Genomic DNA, 14211 nt, shown 5'->3' with positions numbered 1-14211 from the left:
CTGTGTTCTTCGGCCCCGCGCAGGGAGGCGTCACAGGACCCGCAGTGATCCGGATGGATCTCCAACCGTTCATCAGGATCATCAACGAGGGTCCGTGAGAACGACGCCGAACCCGGCTGCTTACCCGCCCTACGCCCCGACCTGGTCCGGCCCGAACGCTTCTTCGCCGGCCGCTTCGCCCACGGCGCATCCAACGACGGCGGCCGCGACGAGTTCGACGAATCCTGCCCCAGCCGGTGCTCCAGATCCGCCACCCGTTGCGTCAACACCTCGATCATCCTGGCCTGAGCGGAAACCGGCGCGAGCAACTCCTCACGTGACAACTCCTCCGCACCAGACACGCCAAGATCATCTCAAACGCCGCCCCCATGCTCACACCGGCCACCAACCAGCTGAACAGCTACTGTTACGCCGCTTGGAGAGGCCCGTTCGGTCCGAACCCGGGGCGGATCCGTGAGCCGGACACCGGCGGAGCGGGTGTACAGCTCCGCACGGCGGCCCGACCGGGTGAGCATCTAGGTCCAGGCGGATACGGCATGATTCTCTTTTGGCCCCGCCGCCCGCTGGCCGCGTTGCCGAAAGGCCCAAGTACAACCGGTACGAGGACCTTCGGCGCCTTGCCAGCGAACACCGGGATCCACCGATAACCACCCCAATCCACCTGGACGGGGCACTAGGTGAGGAGTGTGGCCTGTGTCGTCTTTCCCGAGCCGTCGATCCCGAGAATCACCAGGCTGTTCACCCGGGGAATCATTCCGCATCCCGTGTTTCGCGGGCGAGCCAAGTCGCGGTGGGTACGTGCACATCCCGGCGCCGGCCTCGAACAGGCAGGGGTAACCATCGGAAGGGTCAGGTACCGCAGAAGGTTTGGTAGGTGGCGGCGAAATCGCCCGGGGGCGGGACGAGTCCGGCCCCTCACCCCACTCCAGCCAAGGTCGTCGCCGGGCACGGCGATGTAACCGTCCAGGGTCACATTCATGCCAAAGGTCAGTTTCCGCATGCGTCAGCCTCCCGTGAGTCGGTCGATCTCACACGTACAGATGGGCGCGGCGCGAAACCTAATCGGTCAACAGTGCACCTGACAGCGCAGGTGAAGCACCCGGTTGCCCTGAATCACCACGTCAGGATCCGCCAACAGGTGCTGGGCGTGGACCGGCCCGAAGTAGCGCTTGCCGGACCCGAACACCACGGGTACGAGTCCACGCGCACTTCGTCGACCAGGCCCGCGGCAAGCACCTGGCCGCCGACGTCGCCGGCGGCGACCTCGACCATGCGGTCACCCGCAAGCTCCTGCGCCTTGTCCACCGCTGCCTGGACGCCGTCGAAGAAGTGAAACGGCGCCTCCGGGTCCCATGCCTTGGGCTCAGGCCGAGCAGCGGCGCGCGGAGGTCGATGCGGCCCACCCGAACAGGTACAAAGGAACGCTCGACCGAGTGGATTACGATCCCGTTGGGGCTGTTCTGATCGGTTTCCGGGCCCACGCTCGGCAAGATGCACGGGTCTCAGCAAGCCGACGCACAGGAGCAGACTAATGACCCCCGGCCATCCGTACAGCCAGTCCCGACACCCGGTGCTCCGGCGGACGACCGCTGCGAGCGTCGCTGTCCTGACGGCGGGCTGGGTGGTCGCGGGCCCAGCCCCCGCCGTCGGCGCCCAGCCACCCGGTCCCGGGTGGACCGCGTACGTCACCGGTCCCACCGCCATCACCCCGTTCGACACCACGGCCAACGCGGCCGGCGGCGAAATCCCCAGCGTCGGCAGGCTCGAGCGGGACATCGCCATCACCCCCGACGCCGCGACCGCCTACCTCACCAACACGGGCGGGACCACGGTCACCACGATCGATACCGCCACCAACGCGGTCGGCACGATCGACCTCGGCCCGGACAACGAGGTGGGCCGCATCGCGATCGCCCCCGGCGGCACCACCGCCTACGTCTCCAACTTCCACAGCCCCGACCCGAGCACGGCCCAGGTCGTCCCGATCAGTACCGCCGACAATTCCCCCGAGGCGGCGATCCCGTTCCCCGGCCAGGGAGCGCCCGGAGCCATCGCCGTCACCCCCGACGGCGCCACCGTGTACGTCCAGGACACCTTCCTCGGCCAGGTCTTCCCAATCGACACCGCGGCCGGGACCGCCGGGACCCCGATCCCAGTCGGCACGGGCGGCTTCGGCGCGATCGCGATCACCCCGGACGGCGCCACCGCCTACGTCAGCACCACAGCGGCGGTCGTGCGGATCAACACCGCCGGCAACACCGTCACGGGCTCCATCCCCTTCACCGGTGTCCTCGGCGACATCGCGATCACCCCCGACGGCGCCACCGCCTACGTCGCCACCGAGAACGGCACGGTGGTCCCGATCAGCACCGCCGCCAACACCGCCGGCCAGCCGATCAACATCCCCGGCGGCGGGCTCGGCGACATCGCGATCACCCCGGACGGCGCCACCGCCTACCTCAGCACCACACTCGGCGTCGTCCCGATCGACACCGCCACCCGCACGCCCGGCGACCCCATACCCGCCACCAACAACGGCGGCCTGAGCAGCAACATCGCCATCACCCCCGACCAGGCGCCCAAGGCGGCAGTATCGGCCAGGGCATCGGCCACCGGATGCGAGGCCACGCTCGACGCGTCGGCATCCACCGTCGCGTTCGGCACCATCGCAAGCTATTCATGGGACTTCGGGGACGGGACGACCGAGAGGACGTCCACTTCGACCACGACGCATACCTACGCGAAACCCGGCAACCACACGGTGACGGTGACCGAAACCAGCTCCGGCGGCACCTCCGTGCCCGAACTCACGGCCGACACCTTCACCGGCCAGACCATGAGCCGCAACGCCGACGAGCAGGCGAGTGCGACAGCGACCGTCAACCTCGCCGCACCTTGCCAGGCACCGCTCCCGGCCGACGGCCAAGCCCCCACCGAACTGGCAGCGACCGGTGGGGTGCCCACCGGTCTGGTGGGTCTGGGGGCGTGGCTGCTCCTCGCGGGCACCTCCCTCGTCTACCTGACTCACCGCAGGCGGCTGCCCCGTCGCCGCGTCCCGACGTGACCTCCACCGGGCCCGGCCTCGGAGACCCAGCGGGTCAGGTCGTGGTCGCTCACCGGCAAGGTCCTCACCACACTCCCCACGCTGGGCGGTGACACGACCATGGGCACCGGACAAGGGCGCTACTGGTCACTGTGCATGTACGAACTCGGCTCCGGGGCTGTCACCCGTGCATTCACGACCAAAACATCACCACCGACAGCAGCGGCTGCTACACCATCGCCATCAGCCGCACCGCCGACAGGTCAAGCAACGCCACCGCCGCGTGCGGCAAGAACTGGCTGTAATGGTCCAACAACGGCAACGGCATGAGCGGGCTGCTCGCCGACGCCAATGACGGCACGCTCGTGCTGCGCAACCTCTACCCCGACCCGAGCTTCACCCAGGACATCAGCACCTCCTCGACCATCGCGGTCAACGCGACGACCACGCAGGTGAGCGGTCTGATCACGGTTGCGATCGCCACCGGCACGGTGATCACTGGCTCATTCACCGGTTCCCTCGCCCAGATCGAGGAGCAGTTCAGCACCCCGGGCGGAATCGCCTGCCTCACCATCGGGCTGACCAGCTTGTCCAGCCTGCTCGCCACCATCACCCTCGAATCCATCTAGTGTCGCGGGCAGACGAGGTGTACCTGGTGACCGACCTCCCGAGCAAGCTCTACCCGGTCGACTTCACCACCGCCTGACACGCCGTCTCGAACACAGAGGCGGCTCGCTTCGTCGTCCCGACGCTGTCAGCGCGAGGTGCCGCTGACTTCTCTCCCCGTTGCACGATCCCGCGGTGATCTTCGGTGACCGGCACGTCCAGCCACACCACGACCTCCGGGGGCGGCAGGGGGAGAACGCGGCTCGCAGGTGGGGTTCACAACGAAGACCTTGCACCAGCCAAGTCCGGTGAAACCCCGGAGACGACGACTGCCCGCCCCCGGCGACAGTGCCGGGGGCCGGGCAGTCGAACGGTCAGATCCTTACAGCCCACCACTCTGGGCCATGAGGTTCGGCGTGCCCGCGGGGGCGCCGACGATGACGTTCGGCGACGCGGCCGCCTGCACCCAGGCGTTGATCGTCGCGCTGGCGACGTCGCCCTGCGAGCTCTTGTAGAGCGCGCCGATGCCCGCCACGTGCGGGGAGGCCATCGAGGTGCCGCTGATGGTGTTCGTGCCACCGTTCAGCCAGGACGACGTGATGGCCACGCCCGGGGCGTAGACCTCGACGCAGGCGCCGTAGTTGGTGAAGTAGGCGCTGGTGTCCGACGAGTCGCTCGCCGCGACCGTCGTGACGTTGGCGGCGCTGGCCGGCGAGTACTGGCAGGCGTCGAACGTGGAGTTGCCCGCCGCGATCGCCGTGAACACACCGGAGTCGGCCATCCGCGTCGCCGCGTCGTTCACCGACTGGTTGAAGCCGCCGCCGAGCGACATGTTCGCCACGGACGAGCCGACGTGGTTCGCGGTGACCCAGTCCATGCCGGCGATGACACCCTCCCAGGTGCCGCTGCCGCCGCAGTCAAGGACGCGCACGCCGCGCAGCGCGACGTTCTTGGCCACGCCGTAGGTCGCGCCGCCGATGGTGCCCGCGACGTGGGTGCCGTGCCCGTTGCAGTCCTCGAGCGACCCGTCGACCGAGTCGTAGACGTTCGCGCCGCGACCGGTGAAGTCGGGGTGGTCGGCGTCGAGGCCGGTGTCGATGATGTACGCGGTCACGCCGGTGCCGTCGGAGTTCCAGCTGTAGTTGCCGTCCAGCGGCAGCGCGGGCTGGTCGATCCGGTCGAGCCCCCATGGGGCGCCGGTCTGGGTGCCCTCGATCGACACCTCCGCGTTCTGCTCGATCCGCTTGACCGACGGGTCGGCAGCCAGCTCGCGCAGCTGGTCGGCCGACAGCGTGGCGGCGAAACCGTTGAGCGCCGCCCGGTAGACGTGCCGCGGCTTGACCTTGACGTCGGCGGCGAGTGCCTCGGCGGACTGGACGCTCGGACCGTCCTTCAGCGTGACGATGTACTGCCCCGGCACGCCGTCGGCGGCGGCATTGAGAACGGGAACCAACGCGGGCGCGGCGGCCGCGGGGGCCGCCATCCCGACCGTCGCGCACGCCGCCGCGGCGACGATGACGGCTAATTTCACGTGTTTCATGAGATACCTCGCAGGGTTGGCAAGCCGCTTACGGACCCTCGACTGGAAATGGCTTGCGTTAACAAGTTTCCAACTAGTCGCATAAGATGACAATCCGCCACGAGGCGTATCGAATTGGTCACCCTGGGTCAGCCACGCTAAGCCGGTCGCGAAGATCAACAGTAAGCCCTTACATCCGCGCGTTCAGCCCAGTCGAGCGGGTTGCCCGCCCCTCGCGCATCGCGATCACGGCGGCGAGGCTGATCAGGGCGACCACGATCAGGTACGCCGAGATCGCCAGTGACGCGCCGCTGTAGCGGAAGCGGGCCGGAACTGCTCCGCGAACCAGGCCGACACCCTGTCACACATCGGCGACGCCCACGCCGTGCTCGGCCAGGACGCCGAGGCGAGGTCGGTATGGCACGAAGCGCTGGCGATCCTGCGGGAACTCGGCCACCCCGACGCCGACGACGTCCACGCCAAGGTCCTGACGCTCGACAGTTCCGTCCGGCCGTGCCGAACGCGTCAGTGACCCCCACCGGGCTCCGGTCACGGCCTGGCCGGGGGGCATTCCCGTAGGTGTGCCATGGGTGCCGCGACGCGGATCGGGTCACCGGGGGTGATCGGAGTGTCCACTGTGGTCACCGCGGTGACCGGGCCCGCCGTGGTGTCCACGTCGAGGCGGACCGCGCCACCGAGCGGGACCATCCGGCGCAGGACACCGTCCACGGAGATGCTGTCCGGTGGCGGTGGGCTGTCGACCGGCAGGGGGAGACAGCGTTCCGGGCGGGCGACCAGCATCGTGTCCCGGCCGGTGAGCGCGGGTGGCAGGTGGGTGGTGAAGCCGAGCAGGTTCGCGCACTCGAGGTCGGCGGGCGCGTCCAGCACCCGCACCGTCGCGCCGAGCTGGCGGATCTCGCCTCGCACCAACAGCGCGGTGCGGTCCGCCAGCGCGCGTGCTTCCACGCGATCGTGGGTGACGAGCAGGACCGCCGCGTCCTGGTCGTCCAGCGCGGCACGGAGGTCCGCCAGCAGGTCGGTGCGGGTGGTGGCGTCGAGACCGGCGAACGGTTCGTCCAGCAGCAGCACGCGCGGCGACACGGCCAGCGCACGTGCCAGGGCAACCCGTTGTGCCTCACCACCGGACAGGGTGCCGGCGTGCCGGTCGGCGAGGTGTGCGACGCCGAGTGCCGTCAGCCACGGCTCGGCGCGGCGGCGGGCCTCACGGCGGGCCACGCCGCGTAGCCGCAGGCCCGCGGCCGCGTTGTCGAGGACCGTCGCGCGTTGCAGTATCGGGCGTTGCAGCACCGCCGCTGTCGCCCTGCGCAGCGCCGAGGTGGTGGCCGGGTTGCCGTCGAGCAGCACCGTCCCCGTCCGGGTCCCGGTGTCCAGATGCGCCATGGCACGCAGCAGCGTGGACTTCCCCGCACCGTTGGGGCCCAGCACCGCGACGGTCTCCCCCGCCGCGACATCCAGCGACGGCACGGCGACCAGTGCCCGTCCGCCCGCGGTGACCCGCAGGTCGCGGCACCCGATGCTCACCGGTCCGCCGACTGCCGGTGCTGCGCGAGCGTGACGGCCAGGTTCACCGCGAACGCGATCACGAGCAGGATCAACCCGAACGCGATCGCCAGCGCGAACTGTCCTCGGCTGGTGGCGAGCACCGCGGCCGTGGTGAGCACCCGCGTCTCCCCCGCCAGGTTGCCGCCGACCATCTGCGCGGCACCGACCTCGCTCACCACGGCACCGAACGCGGCCAGTCCCGCGGCCACCAGCGGCAGCCTGGCCTGCCCGAGGAGCGCGCCGAGTGCCCGGAGCCGGGTGGCACCCAGCCCGCGCATCTGCAGCAGGAAGTCCGGGTCGACCTGCTGCAGGGCGGTGGCGGTCAACGCGGTCACGATCGGCGTCGCGATCGCGGCCTGCGCGATCACCATGGCGGCCGGCGTGTACAGCAGGCCGAACGAGCCGAGCGGACCCGACCGCCACAGCAGCACGGTGACGAACAACCCGACGACGACCGGCGGCATGCCCATGCCCGTGTTCGCGACCGCGAGGACCGCCCGCCTGCCCCAGAAGCGGCCGATGGCGAGCGCGGTGCCCGCTGGCACGCCCACCAGGGACGCGATCACGGTCGCGCTCAGGGAGACCTGGAGGGTGAGGACCGTGATCGCCCACGTGTCCTGGTCCCCGGTCAGGAGCAACCGCAGCGCTTCGAGGAAGCCGTCGGCCAGTACGTCCACGTGGTCAGTCGCCCAGGGCGGCGGCGTCCTTGCCCGCATCCGGCACGAACAGGGCCTGGCCGAACTCGTCCTTACCGAACTCGCCGATCATCCGCTGCCCCTCGGCGCCGGTGATCCAGGCGGTGAACGCCTTGGCGGCGTCGGGCTGGACGCGGTCGCCCGCGCGCTCGGTCATCTCGATGACGTGGTAGATGTTCAGCAGCGCCTTGCCGCCATCGTTCAGGACCGCGAGCGCGAGGTTTTCCTTCTGTGAAAGGAAGGTCGCGCGGTCGGTCAACGTGTAGGCCGACGATTCGCTCGCCACCCGCAGGGTGGCGCCCATGCCCTGACCGGTGGAGCGGTACCACTGTCCGGAAGGGACGATCTCGTTCTTCTCCCACAGCTGCTTCTCGCGTGCGTGGGTACCGGACTCGTCGCCGCGCGACACGAAACCAGCCCCGGAGTCCGCGATCCTCCTCATCGCCTCCTCGGCGGGCACGCCCTTGATCCCGGCCGGGTCGGCGGCCGGCCCGACGAGCACGAAGTCGTTGTGCATCACCAAGGTGCGCCGCCCGGCGGTACCCTCCGCGACGAACTCCTCCTCGGCCGCCGGGGAGTGCACGAGCAGCACGTCGGCCTCACCGCGCCTGCCAAGCTCGATCGCCTGCCCGCTACCGACGGCGAGGGGTTTCACCCGCCAGCCGGTGTCCTCGGTGAACGCGGGCAGCAACACATCGAGCAGGCCCGAGTCCTGGGTGCTCGTGGTGGTGGCGAGGATGAGGGACTTCTCGCTGTCCGGCCCGCCAGCCTGATCCGTGCCGCACGCGGTGAGCGAGAGCAGAACGGTCAGCAACGCCAGTAACCGCTTCATCGCTGACTCCTTCTGTAGCATTACAGATGCGCACAAGGGTAACCCGGCGAGTCGAGGAACACATGACCCGATATCTGGATCTGGGTACGGCGCTGGCGGAAGCGGTGCTCGCGGGTGAGCGACCCGTCGGGAGCGAACTTCCTAGCGTCCGGGACCTCGCCACCGCGCGCGGCACGACGACCGCCACCGCGAGCCGTGCCTACCGCCACCTCGCCGAACACGGCGTCATCACGCTGGAGCCAAGGCGGCGAGCACGGGTCGGCCATGACGGACCGGCCGCGGCGCGGCGCCTGCTCGGTGGCACACGGGCGTTCCGGCTCGCGGGCAGCGACGATCCCGCGATGAGCCTGCTCGTGCGGCACCTCGGTGACCGCGTGGCCGTGGTGCCCGCGCGCGGCAGCCTGCACGGTCTCGCCGCGGTCGCCGCGAACACCGCCGACGGCGCGACCGCGCACCTGCGGCACCACAGCGGTGTCTACAACGCGCCGTTCGCGCGGGCGGTTCTGCGAGGCAGGCAACCAACGCTGCTGCACCTGTGGCGGCGCGAGCAGGGTTTGCTGCTGCCTGCCGGGAACCCGCGCGGGATCACGGACATCCGGCAGCTGCGCGGGCTCCGGGTGGCCAAGCGCAGTCCCGGCACTGGCACCCGGGTGCTGCTCGACCACGCGCTGTCCTCGGCGGGCGTGGCACCCGACGAGGTCGGCGGCCCGGAGTTCGGGTCGCACCTGGAGGTCGCGCTCGCGGTCGCGGCCGGCGCGGCGGATGCGGGGCTGGCCGTGCGTGCCGCCGCCGCGGACCTCGATCTGGACTTCCTTTCGCTGGCCTGGGAGGAGTACGACCTCGTCCTGTCCGAGGACGTGCTCGACACCGCCGCTCCCTTCGTGGCGGCGCTGCGCGATCCCGCGGTGCGCGCCGAGATCACCGCGCTCGGCGGTTATGACCTCAGCAAGGGCGGCGAAGTCGACCGCCTCGCCCGTCCGGCGAGCCGGTAGCTGCCGGGGTTCAGCGGATCCTCTTGCCGGTCTCGGCGCACGAGTAACCACCCAGCGCCTCGACCTCGTCACGGAAGCGGGGCTGTGCCAGTTTGGACCACAGCGGGGCCAGCCGGTCGTCGGTGCGGCTTTCCTTGTGCAGGACCAGGTCGTAGGGCTCCTGGGTGACCGGGACGAAGTCGAGACCGAACGCGCGGGCCGCCGCCAGGATGCCCAGCCCGGCGTCGGCGCGCCCCGCGGCGACCGCGGCGGCCACCGCGAGGTGGGTGTGTTCCTCGCGGGTGTAGCCGGGCACGTCGGCCGGGTCGATGCCATGGCGCGCCAGTTCGTGGTCGAGGAGCACGCGGGTGCCCGCGCCACGCTGGCGGTTCACGTACCGCAGGCCGGGGCGGGTGAGGTCGTCGATCTTGGCCAGTTCCAGTGGGTTGCCGGGCGCGACGATCAAGCCCTGGTCGCGGTGGACGAGGCGGATCACCGCGATGTCGTCACCGAGCAGTTTGTCCACATAGGGCAGTGTGTACTCGCCGGTCGCCGGGTCGAGCAGGTGCGAACCCGCCAGGTGGCACAGGCCGTCGCGGAGGGCGACGAGCCCGCCGAGTGAGCCGACGTTGGACGACGCGAGCGTGATGAGCGGGTCGTCGGCGCGCAGCGCGGACGCGGCGAGGTCCAGCACGAGGTCGTGGGAGCCGATCGCGACGATCGTGCGGTCGATCTCGCCGAGGCCGCGCAGGAGTTCGACCCGCACCTCCTCGCCTGCGTGGTGGCCCTCCACTCCGGACGGTACGACCAGCAGCCCGTCCGCGCGTACCAACGAGGTGAGCACCCCGGCGCCGCGCGGCAGCGGGGTGGCGACGACGCGGTCCCGCACCCGGCCGAGGCGGACCCGGACCCAGTCGTCCATGCCGATGGCGGACGGGAGCTTGCGGGCGAGGTGTGCCGTGGTGGACGGGCGTTCGCGGGGTGGCGCGCCTTCCAGTTCGGCGAGCAGCGGCGCGGCGAAGATGTCGAACGTGAGCGCGGCGGAGACCGGGTAGCCTGGCACGCCGACCACGGGGGTGGCGTCAACGACGCCAAGCACGACGGGGTGGCCGGGCCGGACGGCGACGCCGTGCGCGGCCAGCGTTCCCGCACCGGCGACGACGCGGGCGGTGTAGTCGTCGCGGCCCGCGCTGGAGCCCGCGATCAGCAGGACCAGGTCCGCGTGCGCGGCCGCGTCCCGGACCGCGGCGGTGATGGCGCCGGGATCGTCGCGCACGATCTCGGCGACGCGTGCCTCGCAGCCCACCTCCCGGGCCTGCGCCGCGAGCATCAGCGAGTTGGTGTCGAGGATGTCCCCCGGTTCGAGGACGGCGCCGAGGGGACGGATCTCGTCGCCGGTCGGGATGACCGCGACGACCGGCGCGCGCCGGACCGCGGGCGCCACGACCCCGGCCGCCGCGCACGCGGCGACGTCGACGGGCCGCAGGCGATGTCCCTCGGGCAGCAGCAGTTCGGCGGCGCTGATGTCCTCGCCGATGGACCGGACGTGCTGGTAGGGCGGGACGGCCGCACGGATCTCCGCCTGCTCGCCGACGTGGTGGACGTGTTCGCGCATGACCACGGCGTCGTAGCCGTCTGGCAGGGGGTCGCCGGTGTCGACGACCGCGAAGTCGGTGAGCAGGACCGGGGTGGTCTCGGCGGCGCCGAGGGTGTCCTCTGCGCGGACCGCGATGCCGTCCATCCCGGACGAGTCGAACGCGGGCGAGGACCGCGCCGCCCACACGGGTTCGGCGGTCACGCGCCCGACCGCCTCGCCTACCGGCATCCGCACGACGCCGAGCCTCGGCGGGCACCCCGCGGCGGCGCGGGCCTCCCGCCAGGCGATGTGGGCCTTGGCGGCGGGCACGTCGGAGACGAACGGGCTGTCAGCACTCATCGGTACAGGACGACCTCCACTTCGGACCCGGCGTCCAGCCCGGTCGCCGGTTCGGGCACCACCAGGTAGCCGTCGGCGCGGGTGAGCACGGACAGCAGCGCGGACGGCCCGAACACCGGTTCGGCGACGCCGTCCCGCAGCCGAACCTGCACCACGTCGAGCCGCCCGGCGGCCGACGCCAGGTTGCGGGAGAGCAGGGCACGTGTGCTCGGCACGGGTGGCGGCGTCTCGCACCCGGACAGCCGCCACAGCAGCGGCACGCCGACCTGGCAGAAGACCACGAGCGCGGAGAGTGGGTTGCCGGGCAGCCCGATCAACGGGATCCCGCCGCAGTCGGCGAGCAGCGTCGGCTTGCCCGGTTTGATGGCGAGCCCGTGGCACCACACGGAACCGACCGCGGCGACCGCGCCCGCGGTCTCGTCACGGGCGCCGACCGACGAGCCTGCCGAGACGACCACCAGGTCGGCGTCCGGCAGGACCTCGGTCAGCCGATCCTTCAGCGCGCCGGGCACATCGCTGACGATGCCCGCCAGGACGGGTGCGCCACCGGCGTCGAGCACCAGCCCGGCCAGCGCCGAGGCGGTCGCGTCCCGCACCTGCCCGGCGCTCAGTTCCACAGTGGACGGTGGGACGACCTCGTCACCGGTGGAGATGATCGCGACGCGGGGCCTGGCGTGCACCGCGACCGAGGTGACCCCGGCCGCCGCCAGCATCCCGAGGTCCGGTGCCCGCAATGGCCGTCCCGCTGGCACGAGCGGGGCGCCTGCCGCGACGTCCTCGTCGGCCCGCACCAGCCCGCCGCCGGGCGCGACCGGCCGGGTGACCTCGATCGTGCCGGGCATCGTCTCGGCGGTGTACTCCACCATCACCACGGCGTCGGCGCCGTCGGGCAGCACTGCCCCGGTCGGCATCGCGACGCAGCCACCCGGTCGCACGGCGACGTCGGGCGCCGAGGCCATCCGGACCGCGCCGAGCAGGTCCAGGTAGGACGGCAGCCCGTCGGACGCGCCGTAGGTGTCCTCGGCCCGCACCGCATAGCCGTCCACTGTGGACTTCACGAAGCCGGGCAGTGACGTTGGCGCGCGTACCGCCTCGACGGGCACCCGGTGGAGGGCGTCGGTGAGCGGCACGTGCTCGACCGGCGTCCGGTGTTCCGGACGAAACCCCGCGAGGGCATCGGCGACCGTGCGGGCGGTGAAGAACTCCTTACCCGTCAACGGTTCGGCTGCTCCGCCGCACCGTCCGGGCGGGGTTGCGAACGGGCCGCGGCACCGCCCTTGTCGAGGCCGAGCACCGACACCACCGGACCGAGCGCGACCTGCCCGAGCCCGCAGATCGACGTCTTGCGCATCGCTTCCTCCAGCCGCAGCACCTGCGCCCGCTGCCCGTCGTCCAGCGCGGAGTCACCGGTGTCCAGCTGGTCGCGCAGCAGCGTGTGCGCCTTGGTCGACCCTACCCGGCAGGGCACGCACTTGCCGCAGGACTCGTTGCGGAAGAACCGGAGCACGTTCGTGGCCGCGGCCAGCAGGTCGGTGCCCTCGGCCATCACGACCAGCGCGCCGGAACCCAGCATCGTGCCCGCCTTCGCGAGCGTGCCGAAGTCCAGTGCCAGGTCCAGCTGGTCCGGTCCGATGAAGTTCGACGACGCCCCACCGGGCTGCACCGCACCGACGGCCTTGCCGTCCTCGACGCCACCGGCGAGGTCGATGAGCGCGCGGACGGTGGTGCCCATCGGCACGCAGTACACGCCAGGGTTCACGACATGACCGGAGACGGCGAAGAACTTCCACCCCACCGAATCGCCGAGCCCCTGCCCGCCCCACCAGTCGGCGCCGCGCTGCAGGATCACCGGCACGTCCGCGAAGGTCTCCACCGAGTTGATCAGCGTCGGCCGCCCGTGCAGGCCGTAGTTGCCGGGGAAGGGCGGCTTGTTGCGCGGCTCGCCTCGGTGGCCCTCCATGCATTCGAGCAGCGCGGTCTCCTCGCCGAGGATGTACCCGCCTGGCGAGACGAAGATCTCCAGGTCGAGCCGCAGTCCGGAACCACCCGCGTCCGGCCCGATGACACCGGCGTCCCGCAGCGCCTCGATCTCCTTGCGCAGCACGCGTTCCTCCGGCCCGTACTCGTGCCGGATGAACACGTACCCCTGCTCGGCGCCGACCACGGCCATGCCGAGCAGCAGCCCTTCGAGGACGAGGTGCGGCTGGTCGGCGAGGATCTGGCGGTCCTTGAACGTGCCGGGCTCGGACTCGTCGGCGTTGCAGATCGCGTACTTCACCCGGTCGCCGGTACCCGCGACCAGTTCCCACTTCTTGCCGGTGGGGAACCCGGCGCCGCCCATCCCGCGCAACCCGGAGTCGGACAGCGTGGCGACGACCTCCTGCGCGCTCAGCTCGCCGGACAGCAACGCCCGCAGCGACCGGTATCGCTCGCCGATCCCGGTACCGGACGGGTAGGGATCGTTGGGCCACGGGTCCGTCCGCCGCGCGGCCGCCGCCTCCCCGACCCCGTCGCCACGGGCCGCCGCGACCAGTTCGTCCACATCGGACACCGGCGCGGGGTGTTCGTTGACGTCCGCGGCGGGGGCGACGTCACAGCGGCCGAGGCAGGAGACCTCGACCAGCTCGACGTCGGTGTCCTCGCCGTACCGGGCCCTGACCGCGGCGATCCGGTCCTCGCCGCCCCGCAGCCAGCACGACAGGTCGTGGCAGACGTGCAGCGCGACCTTGGGCGGCGGGGTGGTGCGGAAGTGCGGGTAGAACGAGACGATGCCCTCGATCTCGTAGCGCGGCCTGCGCACCTCGCGGGCCAGCTCCTCCAGCTCCTCGCGCGGCAGCCAGCCCAGTCGCGCCTGGATCGCGTTGAGCGCGGGGATCAGCGACGGGCCGGGGAACTTGCCCGCGCGCCCCTCGACTCCTGGTACCCACCGGGCTCGCACGGCCTCGGCACGCGCGGTGACATTGGTCGCTTCGCTCATCCGCTCAGACCTCGCCTTCCCTCGTCGCGTGCTCGGCGCTGCGCGCGCTCCTCGGTCCAGACGGGGCCC

The 14211-nt window shown here is 71.3% G+C and carries 11 protein-coding genes and 2 pseudogenes; 3 read left to right on the top strand and 10 right to left on the bottom strand.

Features of this window, described 5'->3' with window-relative positions; genetic code table 11:
* The 3 genes and pseudogenes from WBA97_RS08150 to WBA97_RS08140 all read right to left on the bottom strand — a co-directional run.
* Nucleotides 1-278, bottom strand: a 278-nt coding sequence (locus WBA97_RS08150; protein WP_424230101.1) for a DUF6444 domain-containing protein, incomplete at its 3' end; no start/stop codon positions are given.
* A 644-nt stretch (nt 279-922) separates the two neighbouring features.
* A pseudogene (locus tag WBA97_RS08145) lies at nt 923-1000 on the bottom strand (dihydrofolate reductase family protein); the annotation flags it as partial.
* A gap of 66 nt (nt 1001-1066) precedes the next feature.
* Nucleotides 1067-1371, bottom strand: a pseudogene (locus WBA97_RS08140) (dihydrofolate reductase family protein); the annotation flags it as partial.
* A gap of 160 nt (nt 1372-1531) precedes the next feature.
* Between WBA97_RS08140 and WBA97_RS08135 the strand changes: the two are divergent.
* Nucleotides 1532-3064 (top strand): PKD domain-containing protein, encoded by a 1533-nt coding sequence (locus tag WBA97_RS08135; RefSeq protein WP_424230100.1) that lies wholly within the window; start codon nt 1532-1534, stop codon nt 3062-3064.
* Between the two features lie 305 nt (nt 3065-3369).
* Nucleotides 3370-3672 carry a hypothetical protein gene (locus WBA97_RS08130; RefSeq protein ID WP_424230099.1) on the top strand — a complete coding sequence of 101 codons (303 nt, stop codon included), beginning with the start codon at nt 3370-3372 and terminating at the stop codon, nt 3670-3672.
* Nucleotides 3673-4031: 359 nt separating this feature from the next.
* On the opposite strand, the gene WBA97_RS08125 is transcribed toward WBA97_RS08130, so the two are convergent.
* From WBA97_RS08125 to WBA97_RS08110, 4 genes are all read right to left on the bottom strand, one after another.
* The gene (locus tag WBA97_RS08125; protein WP_424230098.1) at nt 4032-5189 is read right to left on the bottom strand and encodes a S8 family peptidase; all 1158 of its coding nucleotides are present in this window, start codon (nt 5187-5189) and stop codon (nt 4032-4034) included.
* Between the two features lie 528 nt (nt 5190-5717).
* A complete protein-coding gene (locus WBA97_RS08120) occupies nt 5718-6710 on the bottom strand; it encodes an ATP-binding cassette domain-containing protein (RefSeq protein WP_424230097.1) in 993 nt (330 codons plus the stop codon).
* On the bottom strand, nt 6707-7408 hold the full coding sequence (locus tag WBA97_RS08115; protein ID WP_424230096.1) for an ABC transporter permease: 702 nt from the start codon (nt 7406-7408) through the stop codon (nt 6707-6709). The genes WBA97_RS08120 and WBA97_RS08115 overlap by 4 nt, the downstream gene beginning before the upstream one ends.
* Before the next feature lie 4 nt (nt 7409-7412).
* The gene (locus WBA97_RS08110) at nt 7413-8258 is read right to left on the bottom strand and encodes a substrate-binding domain-containing protein (RefSeq protein ID WP_424230095.1); all 846 of its coding nucleotides are present in this window, start codon (nt 8256-8258) and stop codon (nt 7413-7415) included.
* A 62-nt stretch (nt 8259-8320) separates the two neighbouring features.
* Between WBA97_RS08110 and WBA97_RS08105 the strand changes: the two genes are divergently transcribed.
* Complete coding sequence (locus WBA97_RS08105) at nt 8321-9250, top strand: substrate-binding domain-containing protein (protein ID WP_424230094.1); 930 nt, start codon at nt 8321-8323, stop codon at nt 9248-9250.
* Nucleotides 9251-9260: 10 nt separating this feature from the next.
* Here the strand turns inward: WBA97_RS08105 and WBA97_RS08100 are convergent, their stop codons facing one another.
* From WBA97_RS08100 to WBA97_RS08090, 3 genes are read right to left on the bottom strand one after another with little or no spacing between them, the layout of a single operon-like run.
* Complete coding sequence (locus tag WBA97_RS08100; protein ID WP_424230093.1) at nt 9261-11165, bottom strand: molybdopterin biosynthesis protein; 1905 nt, start codon at nt 11163-11165, stop codon at nt 9261-9263.
* Nucleotides 11162-12382, bottom strand: a complete 1221-nt coding sequence (gene glp / locus WBA97_RS08095; protein ID WP_424230092.1) for a gephyrin-like molybdotransferase Glp — start codon at nt 12380-12382, stop codon at nt 11162-11164. Before glp ends, WBA97_RS08100 begins: the two co-directional genes overlap by 4 nt.
* Nucleotides 12379-14142, bottom strand: a complete 1764-nt coding sequence (locus WBA97_RS08090; RefSeq protein WP_424230091.1) for an NAD(P)H-dependent oxidoreductase subunit E — start codon at nt 14140-14142, stop codon at nt 12379-12381. Before WBA97_RS08090 ends, glp begins: the two co-directional genes overlap by 4 nt.
* Nucleotides 14143-14211 lie beyond the last annotated feature (69 nt).

It is taken from the genome of Actinophytocola sp., assembly GCF_049647105.1.
Lineage (GTDB): Bacteria > Actinomycetota > Actinomycetes > Mycobacteriales > Pseudonocardiaceae > Actinophytocola.
Note: the sequence above shows the minus strand (reverse complement) of the source record. Positions and strands in the feature narration are given on the sequence as shown.